The organism is Variovorax dokdonensis (assembly GCF_030316895.1).
In the GTDB taxonomy this organism is placed as follows: domain Bacteria; phylum Pseudomonadota; class Gammaproteobacteria; order Burkholderiales; family Burkholderiaceae_C; genus Variovorax; species Variovorax dokdonensis.
The window spans coordinates 907,520-925,014 of the sequence record NZ_JASZYV010000001.1; the positions used below are offsets into that span (position 1 = coordinate 907,520).

General features: G+C 65.8%; 14 protein-coding genes. 4 read left to right on the plus strand and 10 right to left on the minus strand.

Annotated features, from left to right (window positions below; all coding sequences use genetic code 11):
* Positions 1 to 11 precede the first annotated feature (11 nt).
* The 4 genes from grxD to hemA all read right to left on the minus strand — a co-directional run bounded on the left by grxD (position 12) and on the right by hemA (position 3,670).
* On the minus strand, positions 12 to 338 hold the full coding sequence (grxD, locus tag QTH91_RS04240; protein WP_286658773.1) for a Grx4 family monothiol glutaredoxin: 327 nt from the start codon (positions 336 to 338) through the stop codon (positions 12 to 14).
* 27 nt (positions 339 to 365) lie between these two features.
* On the minus strand, positions 366 to 1,211 hold the full coding sequence (gene prmC, locus QTH91_RS04245; protein WP_286658774.1) for a peptide chain release factor N(5)-glutamine methyltransferase: 846 nt from the start codon (positions 1,209 to 1,211) through the stop codon (positions 366 to 368).
* Positions 1,208 to 2,293: a peptide chain release factor 1 gene (gene prfA / locus QTH91_RS04250; RefSeq protein WP_286659610.1), complete on the minus strand. Its 1,086-nt coding sequence runs from the start codon at positions 2,291 to 2,293 to the stop codon at positions 1,208 to 1,210. Before prfA ends, prmC begins: the two co-directional genes overlap by 4 nt.
* Positions 2,294 to 2,398: 105 nt before the next feature.
* Positions 2,399 to 3,670: a glutamyl-tRNA reductase gene (gene hemA / locus QTH91_RS04255; RefSeq protein WP_286658775.1), complete on the minus strand. Its 1,272-nt coding sequence runs from the start codon at positions 3,668 to 3,670 to the stop codon at positions 2,399 to 2,401.
* A gap of 94 nt (positions 3,671 to 3,764) precedes the next feature.
* Between hemA and QTH91_RS04260 the strand changes: the two genes are divergently transcribed.
* The gene (locus QTH91_RS04260) at positions 3,765 to 4,040 is read left to right on the plus strand and encodes a hypothetical protein (protein WP_286658776.1); all 276 of its coding nucleotides are present in this window, start codon (positions 3,765 to 3,767) and stop codon (positions 4,038 to 4,040) included.
* A gap of 22 nt (positions 4,041 to 4,062) precedes the next feature.
* Here QTH91_RS04260 and QTH91_RS04265 read toward each other — a convergent pair whose 3' ends face one another.
* The 6 genes from QTH91_RS04265 to ugpB all read right to left on the minus strand — a co-directional run bounded on the left by QTH91_RS04265 (position 4,063) and on the right by ugpB (position 11,667).
* Complete coding sequence (locus QTH91_RS04265) at positions 4,063 to 6,600, minus strand: DUF3772 domain-containing protein (protein WP_286658777.1); 2,538 nt, start codon at positions 6,598 to 6,600, stop codon at positions 4,063 to 4,065.
* Positions 6,601 to 6,654: 54 nt separating this feature from the next.
* On the minus strand, positions 6,655 to 7,392 hold the full coding sequence (ugpQ, locus tag QTH91_RS04270; RefSeq protein WP_286658778.1) for a glycerophosphodiester phosphodiesterase: 738 nt from the start codon (positions 7,390 to 7,392) through the stop codon (positions 6,655 to 6,657).
* Positions 7,393 to 7,404: 12 nt separating this feature from the next.
* Positions 7,405 to 8,418 carry a sn-glycerol-3-phosphate ABC transporter ATP-binding protein UgpC gene (ugpC, locus tag QTH91_RS04275; protein ID WP_286658779.1) on the minus strand — a complete coding sequence of 338 codons (1,014 nt, stop codon included), beginning with the start codon at positions 8,416 to 8,418 and terminating at the stop codon, positions 7,405 to 7,407.
* A 71-nt stretch (positions 8,419 to 8,489) separates the two neighbouring features.
* Positions 8,490 to 9,338 (minus strand): sn-glycerol-3-phosphate ABC transporter permease UgpE, encoded by an 849-nt coding sequence (gene ugpE / locus QTH91_RS04280; RefSeq protein ID WP_286658780.1) that lies wholly within the window; start codon positions 9,336 to 9,338, stop codon positions 8,490 to 8,492.
* Positions 9,339 to 9,349: 11 nt separating this feature from the next.
* The gene (gene ugpA / locus QTH91_RS04285) at positions 9,350 to 10,231 is read right to left on the minus strand and encodes a sn-glycerol-3-phosphate ABC transporter permease UgpA (protein WP_286658781.1); all 882 of its coding nucleotides are present in this window, start codon (positions 10,229 to 10,231) and stop codon (positions 9,350 to 9,352) included.
* Positions 10,232 to 10,356: 125 nt separating this feature from the next.
* Entirely contained in the window at positions 10,357 to 11,667 is a 1,311-nt protein-coding gene (ugpB, locus tag QTH91_RS04290) for a sn-glycerol-3-phosphate ABC transporter substrate-binding protein UgpB (protein ID WP_286658782.1), read from the minus strand.
* A gap of 144 nt (positions 11,668 to 11,811) precedes the next feature.
* Between ugpB and serA the strand changes: the two genes are divergently transcribed.
* From serA to QTH91_RS04305, 3 genes are all read left to right on the plus strand, one after another.
* Positions 11,812 to 13,041: a phosphoglycerate dehydrogenase gene (gene serA, locus QTH91_RS04295; protein WP_286658783.1), complete on the plus strand. Its 1,230-nt coding sequence runs from the start codon at positions 11,812 to 11,814 to the stop codon at positions 13,039 to 13,041.
* Positions 13,042 to 13,125: 84 nt separating this feature from the next.
* Positions 13,126 to 17,022: a DUF3683 domain-containing protein gene (locus QTH91_RS04300; protein ID WP_286658784.1), complete on the plus strand. Its 3,897-nt coding sequence runs from the start codon at positions 13,126 to 13,128 to the stop codon at positions 17,020 to 17,022.
* Between the two features lie 44 nt (positions 17,023 to 17,066).
* Complete coding sequence (locus tag QTH91_RS04305; RefSeq protein ID WP_286659611.1) at positions 17,067 to 17,495, plus strand: HIT family protein; 429 nt, start codon at positions 17,067 to 17,069, stop codon at positions 17,493 to 17,495.

Here is a 17,495-nt window from a genome sequence, read left to right on the forward strand (position 1 = left end):
GCTGTGGCGACTCAGTTCGAAGGCGTGGCCAGCATCTGCTGCAGTTCGCCTGACTCGTACATCTCCATCATGATGTCCGAGCCGCCAACGAATTCGCCGCGCACGTACAACTGCGGAATGGTGGGCCAGTTGCTGTATTCCTTGATGCCCTGGCGCACGCCGTCGTCTTCCAGGACGTTGACCGTCTTGAGCGCCTTGGGGTCGACGCCGCAGGCCTTCAGGATCTGGATGGCGCGACCGGAGAAACCGCACATCGGGAAGCTGGCGCTTCCTTTCATGAACAGTAGGACTTCGTTGTTCTTGACCAGTTCGTCGATGCGTTGTTGAGCGTCGGACATGGGGACTCCTGCAAAAAGTTTGGGCGATTATTTCACTGCTGGCCAGGATCCGCCGGAGCACCGTTCGATGCCGGCGAGGTCGGTACGGCTTTGGACGGATTCGAATCCACGCGCCGCCAGCAGCGCTCGGACGGCGCCGGCCTGGTCATGACCGTGTTCCAGCAGCAGCCATCCATCGGGGGCCAGATGGGCGGGCGCGTCGTGCACGATGCGGCGGATGTCGTCCAGGCCGTCGGGGCCGGCGGCAAGGGCCGAAAGGGGCTCATGGCGCAGCGCCGGCAGATGCGGATCATCCTGCGCCACATAGGGTGGGTTCGAAACGATCAGCGCATGGCCCAGCCCGGCGCCGGCCAGCCAATCGGCCTGCCGAAACGTGATTTCGAGGCCCAGGCGCTGAGCATTGGCTCGCGCCACCGACAATGCATCGGCGCTGGCGTCCACCGCCTGAATCTGCAGTTGCGGCATCGCGTGCTTGAGCCCCAGTGCGATGGCGCCGCTGCCCGTGCCCAGGTCGATCGCCTTGGCAGTGGGCTGGCCGGCCAGGCACGCCAATGCCCAATCGACCAGGGTTTCCGTATCCGGACGCGGCACCAGCACGCGGGCGTCCACCTGCAACGACAGGCCGCGAAACTCCTTCTCGCCCAGGAGGTAGGCGACCGGCTCGCCGTCCAATCGGCGTCGGACGTGATCGGCAAAGGCCTGAGCGCCATCCGGCGGGATCGATGCATCGTCGTGCGCCATCAGCCAGGCCCGATCGTGCACGGGCCGACCCATCGCATGCAGCAGCAGCAACTGCGCGTCGAGTCGCTCCAGGCCGAGCCGGGCAGCTTGCGCGAGTGCCTCGCGCACGGTCGAAGGGCATTCGGCCGTCACGCGAGGCTGGCCTCCAGCTCCGCCAGTTGTTCTGCCTCACGGGCGGCACGCAACGCGGCGAGAACTTCGGTCAGGTCGCCTTCCATGATGGTCAGCAGCTTGTACAAGGTCAGGTTGATGCGGTGGTCCGTCAGGCGGCCCTGGGGGAAGTTGTAGGTGCGGATTCGGTCGGAGCGGTCACCGCTGCCGATCAGCCCTTTGCGCAGTGCGGCATCCTTGGCGGCGCGCTCGACACGCTCCTTTTCCTGGATGCGCGCAGCCAGCACCTGCAACGCCTTGGCCTTGTTTCGGTGCTGGCTCCGGTCGTCCTGGCATTCGGCCACGATGCCGGTCGGAATGTGCGTGATCCGCACGGCCGAATCGGTCTTGTTGATGTGCTGACCGCCAGCGCCGCTCGCGCGAAAGGTGTCGATGCGCAGATCGGCCGGATTGATCTGCACCGCTTGCGCCTCGTCGGGCTCGGCCAGCACGGCGACAGTGCAGGCGCTGGTGTGGATGCGGCCTTGGGTCTCGGTGGCCGGCACGCGCTGGACGCGGTGTCCGCCCGATTCGAAGCGCAGCTGCCCGAATACGCCATCTCCCTCGACGCGCAGCACCACTTCCTTGTAGCCGCCCAGCTCGCTTTCGTTGGCGCTGACGATCTCCACGCGCCAGCCGGCCCGCTCGGCGTGGCGGGTGTACATGCGAAACAGGTCGCCAGCGAAGAGGGCAGACTCGTCGCCGCCTGTGCCGGCGCGGATTTCCAGGAAGGCGTTGCGCTCGTCGTCCGGGTCCTTGGGCAGCAGCAGGCGCTGCAGTTCGTCTTCCAGTTGCAGCACTTCGGCTTCGCCGCTGGCGATTTCTTCGGCGGCCATCTCGGCCATGTCCGGGTCTTCGAGCATCTCGCGCGCGGCGGCAACGTCGGCCTCCACTTGCTGGTAGCGCTGATAGCGGCCCGCCACCTGCGTCACTTGCGCATGCTCGCGCGAGATGGTGCGGTACTGCGCCATGTCGGACATGATGTCCTCGCGCGACAGCAGGAAATCCAGCTCGCCGAGGCGTTGCACGTAGCGTTCGAGTTGTTGGCGCAGGAAGGTCTTCACGGCGGAGCCCGTCGGATCGGGCGGTTGGATGTTTGGAGAAGGCCCCATTGGGGCGGTTTGTGCAAACCGCTGCCGCAGTCTGCACGATCGGCGCGACTGGCGCCGCTAGCGTTCCTTGCGCAGGAACAGCCGGGAAATGGTCTGCGCGGTCTGCTCGCGCGAAGTGGCGTCGCCTGCGTGCAACTCGGCCATGGCGCCATGCAGCATCTTCTGGGTGAGCCCGCGCGACAGGGATTCGAGCACGGCGTCCAGGTCTTCGCCTTTGGCCAGCATCTTGCGGGCTCGGGCCAGTTCGGCGGCGCGCCAGCTGTCGGCCTGCGCATTGAGTTGCTGGATCAGGGGCACGCTGCTTCGTTGTCCCAGCCAATGCATGAAACTCTGCACGCCGGCATCGATGATGACCTCGGCCTCGGCCACGGCGGCCTGGCGCTGGGCGTGGCCCTGCTGCACCACCTGGGCCAGATCGTCGACGGTGTAGAGGTACACGTCGGACAGGTCTTTCACTTCGGGTTCGATGTCGCGCGGCACCGCCAGGTCGACCATGAACATCGGTCGATGCTTGCGTTGCTTGACCGCACGCTCCACCGCGCCCAGGCCAATCAGCGGGAGGCTGCTGGCCGTGCAGCTGACGACGATGTCGAATTCGGCCAGCCGGCCGGGCAGGTCGGCCAGCCGCATCGCCTCGCCGCCAAAGCGCGAAGCCAGCTTTTCGCCGCGCTCGAGCGTGCGATTGGCGATGACGAGCGAGCGGGGGCGGCGAGCCGCGAAGTGCGTGGCGGCCAGGTCGATCATTTCGCCCGCGCCGATGAAGAGAACCCGCGTCTCCTGCAGGTCTTCGAAAAGCTGGCCGGCCAGCCGCACGGCGGCGGCAGCCATGCTGATGGAGTGGGCGCCGATCTCGGTGGCGGTGCGCACTTCCTTGGCCACGGCGAACGAGCGCTGAAACAGCTGGTTGAGCGTGCTGCCCAGCGAGCCGGCCTGCTCGGCGGCACGCACGGCGTCCTTCATCTGGCCCAGGATCTGTGCTTCGCCGAGCACCATGGAGTCGAGCCCGCTCGCCACGCGGAAGGCATGGCGGGCGGCGTGGTCGTCAGCCAGCGTGTAAGCGTGGGAACGCAAGAGCGCCGGTGCGACGCCGCCGCTCTGCGCCAGCCAGCCGACGGTGTGCTCCAGGGCCGGGTCGTCGGCCGCGCAATAGATCTCCGTGCGGTTGCAGGTGGAGATGATCGCGGCCTCGACATTCGGGTGGCGCGTGGTGCCGAAAGATCCGCGCAGGCTGTGCAGGGTGGGCACCAACTGATCGAGGGCGAACGCAAAACGACCGCGCAGATCGAGCGGCGCGGTCGTGTGATTCAAGCCCAGGGCCCAGACTGCCATGCACCGGATTATAAAATTTGCGGCTCCCCAAGGGTGCAGGTGGGGTTTGCGTGTGGCGCGATGCCTTGCGCTATGTCAAAACGCTCCGCTTTCCATGTCTCCAATTGCCCTCATCGTCCACCTGGCGAACTTCGTCGCTCCGGCCATTTTCCTGGCGCTGGTTCTGCCGCTGATGGCCCGGTTCATGCCCGGCGCCAGCCCGCGCATGCCATGGTGGCGCCAGGCGGCGCTGCAGTTCGGGGCCGGCGTGGCCGTTCTCGTGGGCGGCCTGGTGTTCTTTGGCCGCGACGGCGCCATGGCGACCTACAGCGCCATGGTGCTCGTGTGCGCCACGTTGCAATGGGGGATGGCCGCCCGCTCTGGCCGCTAACCGCGCTGGCTTGGGTCCGGTGTCAGGCGACCCCGGGTCCGGCTCGCCCCGCAGTGGCGGAAGTCGGTGCCGCCGCGGACAGCGGCGGCGTGGGCGATGGCTCTGCCACTGCCTGGGGCGGCATGGGCTGAATCGCGGCCGCCGTGCCGGGCTGCGCCACGAAGACGGCCAGCGGCAACTGCGCTGCCTGCAGCCGGTCGAGCACGGCAAACAGCAGATCGCTTCGGACCTCCGCCACCATGCGAGGGCTGGCCACGTACGCGATCATCACGAACACCAGGAGGCCGTTTTCCACCGCGTCCAGGCGCACGAGCGGAGCGGGGTCCTCGAGCACCGATTCATGCTCGACGCAGGCGCTCATCATCAGGTCGCGCGCGGCTCGCGCGTCGGTGGTCAACGGCATCGGAAGGCGGATCAGCACCCGGCCGTCCGGATTGGCCAAGGTCATGTTGCGCACGGTCTTGGTGATGAATTCCGAGTTGGGGACGATGAGCGTGGAGCGGTCCCACAACTCGATCTCGGTGGCGCGCACGTTGATGCGCCGGATGTCGCCCTCCGCCGTGTCGAGCACCACCCAATCGCCCACCTTGACCGGGCGTTCGGCCAGCAGGATGAGGCCGGAGATGAAGTTCTGCACGATGGCCTGCAGACCGAAGCCGATGCCCACCGACAGTGCGCTGGCGACCCAGGCGATCCGATTGACGCCGACTCCCAGGGCCGAAAGTGCGAAGGCCACCACCACCACGAGGCCCACGTAGCCCATCAGCGTGGTGATCGAGCTGCGCATGCCCGGCTCGAACTGCGTGTGCGGCAGGAAGCTGTTCTCGAGCCAGCGCTTGAACAGGCGCAGTCCGATCACGCCCAGCACCAGCACGGCGACGGCGGTGGCGATCGCTGTGGGCACGATGACGAACTCGCCGATCTTCAGGCTGCCGGTTACTCGGCCGCTGCGTTCGAGCAACTGGCCCGGGCTGCTGCCCAGCGGCGCCACGAACGCGATCAGCATGTAGAAGAAAACGGCGGCCCGGCTCAGCGCCGACAGCAGGACGGCGATCTGGTCGAGCAGCTGGGGCGCGATTCCGGTCGCTCGCTGCAACCGCTGCCCGGAGTGGCTTCGCGACGACAGCAGCGCCATCCACAGGTCGTCGGCGAACTTGAACAGCAGGTACGCCGACGCCACCACGACGCCTGTCCATGCGGCCTGGCCGGAAAGCACGCGCGCAAAGGCCAGATAGCCGACGAGGACGAGCACCACCAGCGCGACCAGCAGCACGGCGACCAGCCCCAGCAGAAGGCCGACCCAGACCGGGCGCTCGGCGGGAGTCGGCGCGCTGGCCGCTGCCGAAGCGCCGGATCTGTCCTGCGCGCTCGCGTCGGGCGAGGCGTCCTTCTCGACCGAAACGGTTCGCACGCGCATCAAAAGCAGCCCCGCGAGGCTCGCCAGCATGAAGGTGGCCGTCGGCAACAGGTTGGTCAGCACGCTATTGAGCGGTGCGCCGATCACGTCATTGACGATGACGGGCAGGCCGAAGGCCAGGGTGGCGATCACCATGAGCCAGGGCAGGGGCCCCAGGCGGGCGGCCAGATCGTCGGAGATGGGGGGCAGCCGCCACGAGGGCCTGGCATTGGACAGCAGCGAGCGCCCCAGTCCGACGACGAACGCCAGGTACATAGAAAGCCGCACCAGGTTGACGCCCAGGCGCGTGCTCTGCGTGTTCCAGTCGCCCGACTCCTCGAGCCAACTCCACGTGAGCGTGGCGATGCCGCCCACGACCACCACGTAGACGGCGACCGTCAGCAAAGCGAGCAGCGAACGTCGCAGTCGGCCCGCGGGAAAGAAGCGCGCGGCCACCGAGGTCAGGCCGCGTTCGAGCAGCCACAGCAAGAGGACGGCGGCCGCCGCAGACGCCAGCGCACCCAGGCCCAGTTGCCATTGCTTTCCGGCGCCGGACAAGCCGCGCATGACGCCGTCGAAGAGGTGCTGCAGCCGGTCCCGGTCGGTGGGCCATTGGGCGATTGCCTTGTCCCAGAAGCCTGAGCGCAGAGGCGTTTCGGAGCGCTCGAACAGTTGTGCCTCGAACACGGCGCGCCGTTCGGCGAGCAGTTCGCTGCGTTGCTGCTGGGCGTTGACGGCCAGCAGACGGGCCAGGCGGATATCGGCATCGATGCCGTTGCGTTCCTTGGTCAGCGCGTTGCGCTGGCGGGTGACGTCGGCGTCTTCGGCGTTGGCGCTGCTGGGCGCCGGGCCCAGCTCTCCGAGCCGGGCGTTCAGGTCGGCCAGCCGTGCCGTGCGCTGTGCGACGAAGCGCTCGACCTGGCCGCTGAGCTGGTCGGTCACCTCATTGAGCTTGGCCAGGTCTTCGTCGGCATTGACGGTGTCGGGCAGCAGCGCGGCCTGCGCGCGCAGCGTGGCCATGGTGATTTCGGGCGCGGGCTGTGCCGGCGCGGGTGCTGCCGCATCGGCAGGCGCCGCCGTTTTCGGCGGAGTCTGGGCCGAGGCGCTTCCTGCGAAGAGCAGCGCGGCCAGGAGCAGGAAGATGAAGTGCCGGATGCGGAACATCGGCCGCATCATAGTGAGCGTGCCGGGCGGAGGGGCGTAGGCAAGCGGCGCGAGCTAGGCGCCCGGGCCGAACAGGTCGACCCGGTCGGTCACGATGCCGTCCGTGCCCAGATCCTTCAGCCACTGCGCCGCCCATTCGTCGTTCACGGTGTAGCTGAGTGTCCGCATGCCGGCCGCATGCACCGCATCGACGTGTTCGCGGCTCCACAGCGCGTAGTTGCAGATGACGGCCGCGCAGTCCAGGTCCTTTGCGGCTTGCAGCCAGCCGTCGTGCAGGCGATCGAGCAGCAAACCGCGCGGCAGATGGGGCGCCACGGTGCGTGCTGCTGCCAAAGCGTCTCGCTTGAAGGAGGTCAGCAGCGGCGGAACAGTGGCGCCCGCCCACAGGCGAGCGGCCTCGCGCGCCACGGCTTCGCCGGTCTCGCGCTCCAGGCCCGGCGTCGGCTTGATCTCAATGTCCAGCAGGTGGCCGCTGGCCAGGCAGAAGCGCGCCAGGTTCCGCAGCGTGGGCAGCGCTTCACCCGCATAGGCGCGCGAGTGCCAGCCGCCGGCGTCCAGCTGGGCCAGGTCGGACCACGTGCGTTCGCCGCCGATGCCGTGGGCGTCGGTGGTGCGGTCGAGCGTGGCGTCGTGCATCAGAAAGACGACCCCGTCGCGACTGAGCTTGGCGTCGCACTCGAACATGCGATAGCCGTGCCGGGCGCCCAGGCGAAAGGCGGCCATCGTGTTCTCGGGCGCGAGTTTGCCGGCGCCCCGGTGGGCGATCCAGAAGGGGTAGGGCCAGGCCTTCATGCTCGAAGCCGCTCAGGCATCGGCCAGCCGCTTGCCCGAGCCGGCGTCGAACCAGTGCAGCCGGTTTTCGTCGGCGGCCACGCGAACGGACGCGCCCAGCGCAGGCACCGGCACGCTTTCGTCGATGCGCATCACCAGCTGCTCTTCGCCAAGGCGCGCATACACGAGGCGCTCCGCACCCAGCATTTCGACTTGTTCAACCTTCACGAGCCAGCCCTCGTCCGAGAAGTTCAGGTGCTCGGGCCGGATGCCCAGGATGGTGCCCGGCCGCACGCCCGGCGCGTTCTTGAGCAGGTTCATTGGTGGCGAGCCCATGAAGCTGGCCACGAAGGTGGTGGCCGGCGTGTTGTAGACCTCTTCGGGCGTGCCGAACTGGTCCATCACACCGGCGTTCATCACCATGATGCGCTGGGCCAGCGTCATGGCCTCGACCTGGTCGTGCGTCACGAACAGCGACGTGATGCCCAACTCGCGGTGCAGTTTCTGGATTTCCAGGCGGGTCTGGGCGCGCAGCTTGGCGTCGAGGTTGGACAACGGCTCGTCGAAGAGGAACACCTGCGGCTCGCGCACGATGGCGCGGCCCATGGCGACGCGCTGGCGCTGTCCGCCCGACAGTTCGCGCGGCTTGCGCTCGAGCAGGTGCGACAGTTCGAGGATCTTGGCCGCCTTGTCCACGCGGGTGCGGATCTCCGCCTTGGGCACCCCCTGGATGCGCAAGCCGTAGGCCATGTTGTCGAAGCAGCTCATGTGCGGATAGAGCGCGTAGTTCTGGAACACCATCGCGATGTCGCGCTGCGCGGGCTCCACGTTGTTGACCACGCGGTCGCCGATGCTGATCTCGCCCGAACTGATCTCCTCCAGGCCGGCGACCATCCGCAGCAGGGTGCTCTTGCCGCAGCCCGACGGTCCGACGATCACGACGAACTCGCCGTCCTTGACCTCGGCCGATACGCCGTGGATCACCTGGTTGGTCTTGGCGCCTTTGCCGTAGCGCTTGATGATGTTGCGAAAGTGAATGACTGCCATGTTGTTCTTGCGACGTCAGATGCTGCGTTGGGTGCCACGGTGCGGGCGGACGGGGGTGGAGCGACGCGCGGTCATTTTTCGGTGTCCACCAGGCCCTTGACGAACCAGCGCTGCATGAGGATGACCACGATCGACGGCGGCACCAGCGCCAGGATGGCCGTGGCCATGACGATGTTCCAGTCCACCGCCGCGTCGCCGGTGGCGATCATCCGCTTGATGCCGATGACGATGGGGTACATGTCTTCGGTGGTCGTGGCCAGCAATGGCCAGAGATACTGATTCCAGCCGTAGATGAACTGGATCACGAACAGCGCCGCGATCGAGGTCTGCGACAGGGGGACCAGGATGTCCTTGAAGAAGCGCATGGGCCCGGCGCCGTCGATGCGCGCCGCCTCCACCAACTCGTCGGGCACCGACAGGAAGAACTGCCGGAACAGGAACGTGGCGGTGGCCGACGCGATCAGCGGCACGGTCAGGCCCGCATAGGTGTTGAGCATGTTCAGGTCCGCCAGCACCTTGTAGGTGGGCAGTATTCGCACCTCCACCGGAAGCATGAGGGTGACGAAGATCATCCAGAACACCAGCTTCTTGAACGGGAAGCGGAAGTAGACGATGGCGAAGGCCGAAAGCAGCGAGATGGCAATCTTGCCAACCGCAATGACCATCGCCGTGACGAAGCTCACCCACATCATCCGGCCCACGACCACCTTGGCGCCTTGCGTCTCGGTGCCCAGCAGGGCGGCGGAGTAGTTCTCGATCATGTGCGCGCCGGGCGTGATCGGCATCGGCACCTTCAGGATCTCGTCACGTGTGTGGGTGGAGGCCACGAAGGCCAGGTAGATCGGGAAGACGACCAGCGCAATGCCCAGCAGGAGCACGATGTGCGACAGGATCGTCAGGCCGGGGCGTCGTTCAACCATGGCTCGGCCTTTCAGTACTGGACTTTTTTCTCGACATAGCGGAACTGGATGATGGTCAGGCCCACCACGATCAGCATCAGCACCACCGACTGAGCGGCCGAGCCGCCCAGGTCGAGCGCGCGGAAGCCGTCATGCCAGACCTTGTAGACGAGGATCGCGGTGTCGCGGCCCGGTCCGCCCTCGGTCGTGGCGTGCACGATGGCGAAGGTGTCGAAGAAGGCATAGACGATGTTGATCACCAGCAGGAAGAAGGTGGTGGGCGACAGCAGCGGAAACTGGATGGTCAGGAAGCGCCGCAGCGGCCCCGCGCCGTCGATGGACGCGGCTTCGATCAATGCCTTCGGAATCGACTGCAGGCCCGCCAGGAAGAACAGGAAGTTGTAGGAAATCTGCTTCCACACCGCGGCCACCACGATCAGCGTGAGTGCCTGGTTCGAGTTGAGCACGTGGTTCCAGCCCACGCCCATCTGGTTGAGCGCATAGGCCACGATGCCGATGCTGGGCGAGAACATGAAGACCCACAGCACACCGGCGATGGCCGGGGCCACGGCATACGGAATGATCAGGAAGGTCTTGTAGAACAACCCGCCGCGAAGGATGCGGTCGGCAAACACCGCCAGGATGAGCGACAGCACGATGCCGATGCCCGCCACCAGCACCGAGAACAGCGCGGTGACCTTGAAGGAATCGATGTAGGCCGGGTCTTCGAACAGGGTCTTGAAGTTCTCGAGCCCGACGAATTCGGTGGAGGTGCCGAAGGCGTCCTCCATTTGCACCGACTGCACGATGGCCTGGCTGGCGGGCCAGAAGAAGAAGACGAGGATCACCGCCATCTGGGGGGCGATCAACAGCCAGGGTAGCCAGGCCGATCGGAAGAGGACGCGTTTTTCCATGAGGTCCTGCGAAAAAGAAGAAACCCGCCGATCCAGGGAAGGTTCGGCGGGCCGCAGTTTAAGGGCTGGTCACGTTGTTTTGCAGACGTGTCCCTCTGAGGCGGCCGTAGCCGCTCCGCCCAGCATCAGCCCTTGTTGGCCTTCTGGAAGCGTTCCAGCTGCTCGTTGCCGCGCTTGACGGCTTCGTCCAGGGCTTCCTTGGGCGACTTCTTGCCGGCCCAGATCTGCTCGGTTTCCTCGTCGATGATGGTTCGGATCTGCACGAAATTGCCCAGGCGGATGCCGCGCGACTTGTCGGTGGTCTTGCGGATCATCTGCGTGACGGCCACGTCGGTGCCCGGCTTTTCCTTGTAGAAGCCCGAATCCTCGGTCAGCTTGTAGGCCGCCATCGTGACCGGCAGGTAGCCGGTGCGCTTGTGGCTGGCCGACTGCACATCGGCCTTCGACAGGAAGTCGAAGAACTGGGCCACGCCCTTGTACTGATCGGCCGACTTGCCGGACATCACCCACAGGCTGGCGCCGCCGATCACGGTGTTCTGCGGCGCGCCCTTCACGTCGGGGTAATAGGGCAGGGTGGAGATGCCGTAGGCGAACTTGGCGTCCTTGGAAACGCGGGCATACAGGCCGGACGAGCCGGTCATCATCGCGCACTCGCCGGCCGGGAAGGAGGCGTCTGCGGCGTTGCCGCGACCCTTGTAGACGAAGGTGCCGTCCTTGGCCATCTTGGCCAGGTTCTCGAAGTGCTTGAGCTGCAGCGGCTGGTTGAACACCAGGCGTGCCTTGGTGCCGCCAAAGCCGTTGTTCTCGCTGGCGAACAGGGTGTTGTGCCAGGCCGAGAAGCTTTCGAGCTGGGTCCAGCTCATCCAGCTCGTGGTGAAGGCGCACTTGTGGCCGGATGCCTTGAGCTTGTCGGCGGCGGCCATCACTTCAGGCCAGGTCTTGGGCGCCTTTTCGGGGTCCAGGCCGGCTGCCTTGAAGGCGTCCTTGTTGTAATAGAAGATGGTGGTCGAGCTGTTGAGCGGGAAGCTCAGCATCTGGCCGTTGGGCGCGGTGTAGTAGCCGGCCACGGCGGGCACGTAGGCGTTCTGGTCGAACTTCACGCCGCCTTGCTTCATCACTTCGGCCACCGGCTTGATCGCGCCCTTGGAGGCCATCATCGTGGCGGTGCCCACCTCGAAAACCTGCAGGATGTCCGGCGCATTGCCAGCACGGAAGGCCGCAATGGCGGCCGTCATCGATTCGTCGTAGCCGCCCTTGAACGTGGGGACGACCTTGTACGTCTTCTGGCTCTCGTTGAATTGCTTGGACAGATCATTGACCCATTCGCCCAGCGGGCCGCTCATCGAATGCCACCATTGGATTTCGGTCTGCGCGTGGGTCGGGGCGATCAGCGCGGCAGACAGGGCAGCGCCCGTCGCAAGGGCTTTGAATCGCATAAATAACACTCCTGCTTGGAAATTAGTAAACCGGATAGGCTATGTCGCTCTTGTTACGAAGCGGAGTCAGTGTTTGTCACATTTCTGTCATATTCAGGCCAGCGGGGAAACCCTTCTTCAGTTGACATGCGCAGAGGCACAGCCATGACGCGCACTTCGCTGGACAAGTCCCGCATCCGCTTTCTTCTTCTGGAAGGCATCCACCCTTCGGCGGTTGAATTGCTGCACGCCCAAGGCTACACGCAGGTCGAGGCGTTGAGCGGCGCGCTGCCCGAAGAAGAGCTGAAGGCCAAGATCGCGGATGTTCATTTTCTGGGCATCCGCTCGCGGACCCAGCTGACGGCTTCGGTGTTCGAGGCCGCCAACAAGCTCGTTGCCGTGGGAGCGTTTTGCATCGGCACGAATCAGATCGACCTGCTCGCTGCCAGTGCGCACGGCGTGGCCGTGTTCAACGCCCCGTATTCCAACACCCGGTCGGTGGCCGAACTGGTCTTGGGCGAATCCATCCTTCTGCTGCGCGGCGTACCCGGCAAGAGCGCTGCCGCGCACCGCGGCCAGTGGCTCAAGACGGCGGACAACGCCTTCGAGATCCGCGGCAAGGTGCTAGGCATCGTCGGCTACGGCTCGATCGGCGCGCAGTTGTCGGTGCTGGCCGAGGCCCTGGGCATGCAGGTGCTTTTCCACGACGTGGTCACGAAGCTGCCGCTGGGCAACGCGCGGCAGGTGCGAGACCTGGAAGAACTGCTTTCGGCCAGCGACATCGTGAGCCTGCACGTGCCCGAACTGCCTTCCACGCAATGGATGATCGGCGCCCGGCAGATCGCTGCAATGAAACCCGGCGCCATCCTGATCAATGCCTCGCGCGGCACGGTGGTGGAAATCGACGCCCTTGCCGCGGCCTTGAAGGAAGGGCGCCTGCTCGGCGCCGCCGTGGATGTGTTCCCGGTCGAGCCGCGCACCAACAAGGATGAATTCGTCTCTCCCTTGCGCGGGCTGGACAACGTGATCCTCACCCCGCATATTGGCGGCTCCACCATGGAGGCCCAGGCCAACATCGGCCTGGAGGTGGCGCAGAAGCTGGTGAAGTACAGCGACAACGGCACGACGACCACCTCGGTCAACTTTCCGGAAGCGGCCCTGCCGGCCCACCCCGGTCAGCACCGGCTGCTGCACGTTCACCGCAACGTGCCGGGCGTGATGTCGGAGATCAACAAGGTGTTTGCCGAAGCCGGCACCAATATCTGCGCCCAATACCTGCAGACCCGGGGCGACCTGGGCTACGTGGTGACGGACATCGAGGCGGCCTCGTCCGAGCGCGCGCTCGAAAAGCTGGCGCAGGTGCCCGGGACCATCCGCAGCCGGGTCTTGTTCTAGCGTTGCGGGCGCCTTGCGGGGCGCTGCCCTAAAATCGACCCTCCCTGGTTCTAGGGCGCGACGCGCCCGGCCGAGACCCCTCCGATGAATGCTCCGACCGCGTTGACCGCGTTGTTGTCGCAGGCCGCCGAGCCTGTGCGACTTCGTGAGATCCCGTACAACTACACCAGCTTCTCCGATCGGGAGATCGTGATTCGCCTGCTCGGCGAGCGCGGCTGGGACCTTCTGCAGACCTTGCGGGCCGAGCGCCGTACGGGTCGATCGGCCCGAATGCTCTATGAGGTGCTTGGCGACATCTGGGTCGTCAGGCGCAATCCCTATCTGGTGGACGACCTGCTGGACAACCCGCGTCGCCGCCAGTTACTGGTGGAAGCGCTGCATCACCGCATGGCCGAAGTGGGCAAGCGCCGCACACCCGATGCCGACGCACAGCGCGACGCATTGGTCGGCGAGTTGTCGGCCGCCGTGTCGCGCGCCATCGATGCCTTCGACACGATGTTCCGCGAGGTGGCGGCCATGCGTCGCAAGGCCAGTCGGGCGCTGCGCCGGGTCACGGCCAAGGACAACATCAAGTTCGACGGCTTGTCGCGCGTGTCTCATGTCACCGACGCCACCGACTGGCGGGTGGAATATCCCTTCGTGGTGCTCACGCCCGACACCGAAGAAGAGATGGCGCTTCTGGTCAAGTGCTGCATCGAGTTGGGCCTGACCATCATTCCACGCGGCGGCGGCACGGGCTATACCGGCGGCGCGGTGCCGCTGGCCTGGAACAGCGCGGTCATCAACACCGAGAAGCTCGAGGCAATGACCGAGGTCGAGATGGTCGCTCTACCGGGCGTCGATGCGCCGGTTCCGACCATTTATACGGAAGCTGGCGTCGTTACCCAGCGCGTGGCCGATGCCGCCGAGCGTGCCGGCTTCGTGTTCGCCGTGGACCCGACCTCTGCCGAAGCCTCATGCGTCGGCGGCAACGTGGCGATGAACGCCGGCGGCAAGAAGGCCGTGCTGTGGGGCACCGCGCTGGACAACCTGGCGTCGTGGCGCATGGTGACGCCGCAGGCCGAGTGGCTCGAGGTCACCCGCGTCGGTCACAACCTGGGCAAGATCCATGACGTCGAGAGCGCCGTCTTCGACCTGAACTACTTCGCGGCCGATGGAAAGACCCATCTGCGCAGCGAGCGGCTCGAGATCCCGGGGCGAACCTTCCGAAAGGAAGGCCTGGGCAAGGACGTGACCGACAAGTTCCTTTCCGGCTTGCCCGGCATCCAGAAAGAAGGTTGCGACGGCCTCATCACCAGCTGTCGCTGGGTTGTTCATCGCATGCCCGAGCACACTCGCACGGTGTGCATGGAGTTCTTCGGCAATGCCAAAGACGCCGTGCCGAGCATCGTCGAGATCAAGGATTTCATGTTTGCCGAGCAGGTGCGTTCGGGCGTGATGCTAGCGGGCCTGGAGCACCTGGACGACCGCTATCTCAAGGCGGTGGGTTATGCCACCAAGAGCAAGAAGCATGGTGGGCTGCCGAAGATGGTGCTGATCGGCGACATCGTGGGCGACGACGCCGATGCGGTGGCTCGCGCCACGTCCGAGGTGGTGCGCCTGGCCAATTCGCGCAGTGGCGAAGGTTTTGTCGCCATCAGCCCCGAGGCGCGCAAGAAGTTCTGGCTCGACCGCAAGCGCACGGCGGCGATCAGCCGTCACACCAACGCCTTCAAGATCAATGAGGACGTGGTGATTCCGCTCCCGCGCATGGCCGAGTATTCGGACGGCATCGAGCGGATCAACATCGAACTGAGCCTGGCCAACAAGCTCGCGCTGGCCGACGCGCTCATCGAATTCCTCATGCGCGGCAACCTGCCGCTGGGCAAGACGGATGACGCCAACGACATCCCATCGGCCGAACTGCTCGAAGACCGCGTCGCCCAGGCTGTGGCGCTGGTGCAGGAGGTTCGCGAGCGCTGGGCGGGCTGGCTGCGCGACGTGGATGCCCTGTTCCCGCACCTGCAGGACCACTCGCTGCGCGCCAGCTGGAAAACGCAGATTCGCGCGCCATTGCAGCAGATCTTTGCCGGTGCGCCTTTCGCGCCGATCCTGGCCGAGTGCAATGCGATTCACCAGCGTGTGCTCAAGGGCCGCGTGTGGGTGGCGCTGCACATGCATGCCGGCGACGGCAACGTGCACACCAACATTCCCGTCAACAGCGACAACTACGAGATGCTGCAGACGGCGCATGCCGCCGTGGCCCGCATCATGGTGCTGGCGCGCAGCCTGGGGGGCGTGATCTCGGGCGAGCACGGCATCGGCATCACCAAGTTGGAGTTCCTGACCGACGAGGAACTGGCGCCCTTCGCCGAGTACAAGCGTCGCATCGATCCCGAGGGCCGCTTCAACAAGGGCAAGCTGCTGCGTCCGGCAGCGCAGGGCGGCGAGGCCGGCGATGGCCCGATCTACGCCGACCTGACCAACGCCTACACCCCGAGCTTCGGGCTGATGGGGCACGAGTCGCTGATCATGCAGCAAAGCGACATCGGCGCCATTGCGGACAGCGTCAAGGATTGCCTGCGATGCGGCAAGTGCAAGCCGGTCTGCGCCACGCACGTGCCGCGCGCCAACCTGCTGTACAGCCCGCGCAACAAGATCCTCGCCACCTCGCTCCTGGTGGAAGCCTTCTTGTACGAGGAGCAGACCCGTCGCGGCATCAGCCTCAAGCACTGGGAAGAGTTCGAGGACGTGGCCGACCATTGCACCGTCTGCCACAAATGCCTGACGCCGTGCCCGGTGAAGATCGACTTCGGCGACGTGTCGATGAACATGCGCAACCTGCTGCGCAAGATGGGCCAGAAGAGCTTCCGCCCCGGCAACGCGGCGGCCATGTTCTTCCTGAACGCCACCAATCCGCAGACCATCAAGGCGATGCGCGCGGGCATGGTGGGCGTGGGCTTCAAGGCCCAGCGCATGGCCAACGACCTCCTCAAGGGGCTGGCCAAGAAGCAGACGGCGGCGCCTCCGGCCACGTTGGGACCTGCGCCGATCAAGGAGCAGGTCATCCACTTCATCAATAAAAAGATGCCGGGCGGCCTGCCCAAGCGCACGGCCCGTGCGCTTCTGGACATCGAGGATGCGGACTACGTGCCGATCATCCGCAACCCGAAGGCCACCACCACCGACACCGAGGCGGTGTTCTACTTCCCCGGTTGCGGCTCCGAACGCCTGTTCTCGCAGGTCGGCCTGGCCACGCAGGCCATGCTCTGGCACGCCGGCGTGCAGACCGTGCTGCCACCGGGCTACCTGTGCTGTGGTTATCCGCAGCGCGGCAGCGGCCAGTTCGAGAAGGCCGACAAGATGATCACGGACAACCGCGTGCTGTTCCACCGCGTGGCCAACACGCTGAACTACCTGGACATCAAGACGGTCGTGGTGAGCTGCGGTACCTGCTTCGACCAGCTCCAGGGCTACCAGTTCGACAAGATCTTCCCGGGCTGCCGCATCGTCGACATCCACGAATACTTGCTTGAAAAGGGCATCACGCTCGACAACGCCCCAGGCGGCGCCGGGGCCTACCTTTATCACGACCCTTGCCACAGCCCCATGAAGCAGCAGGAGCCGATGAAGACGGTCAAGGCCCTCGTCGGCGATAGCGTGCTCAAGAGCGAGCGTTGCTGCGGCGAGTCGGGCACGCTGGGTGTGACGCGGCCGGACATCTCGACGCAGGTGCGCTTCCGCAAGGAGGAAGAGCTCAAGAAGGGCGAGGCGGCGTTGCGTCAGAGCGGTCGCATTGGGCCGGCTGACGACGTCAAGATCCTCACCAGCTGCCCAAGCTGCCTGCAAGGCCTGTCGCGATATGGCCAGGACTTGAACAACGGCTTGTTGGAGGCCGACTACATCGTGGTCGAGATGGCCCGCCGAATCCTGGGCAGCGACTGGATGCCGCAATACGTGGACGCCGCGAATCAAGGCGGAATCGAGCGGGTGCTGGTGTGAGCGCAGCCGCCGCAGTCGCCGCCGGCACGCCGGGCAGTGCGGTGATGAATGCCGGCTGCCCGCTTTGCGAGGCCGTCGGCGGTCGGCTGGTGTTCGAGCACCCGCAGTTTCGCGTGATCCATGCGGACGAGCCGGGTTTTCCTGCGTTCTACAGGCTGGTGTGGCGCGACCACGTGCGCGAGTTTTCCGACCTGGCCCCGACCCTGCGCGCGCTGTGCATGGAGGCCGTGGCCTTGATCGAGACCTGCCTGCGCGAACAGCTTGCGCCGGCCAAGATCAATCTGGCTACCCTGGGCAACGTGGTGCCGCATCTTCATTGGCATGTGATTGCGCGTTTCGAATGGGACGCGCACTTTCCTGCACCCGTCTGGGCGACCGCCCAACGTGAACGCGACGTGGCGCGTGAAGCCGAGATCGCGCTGCGATTGGCGGCGCTGGAATCGCTCATGGTCGAGCGATTGAGGAGTCTTTGA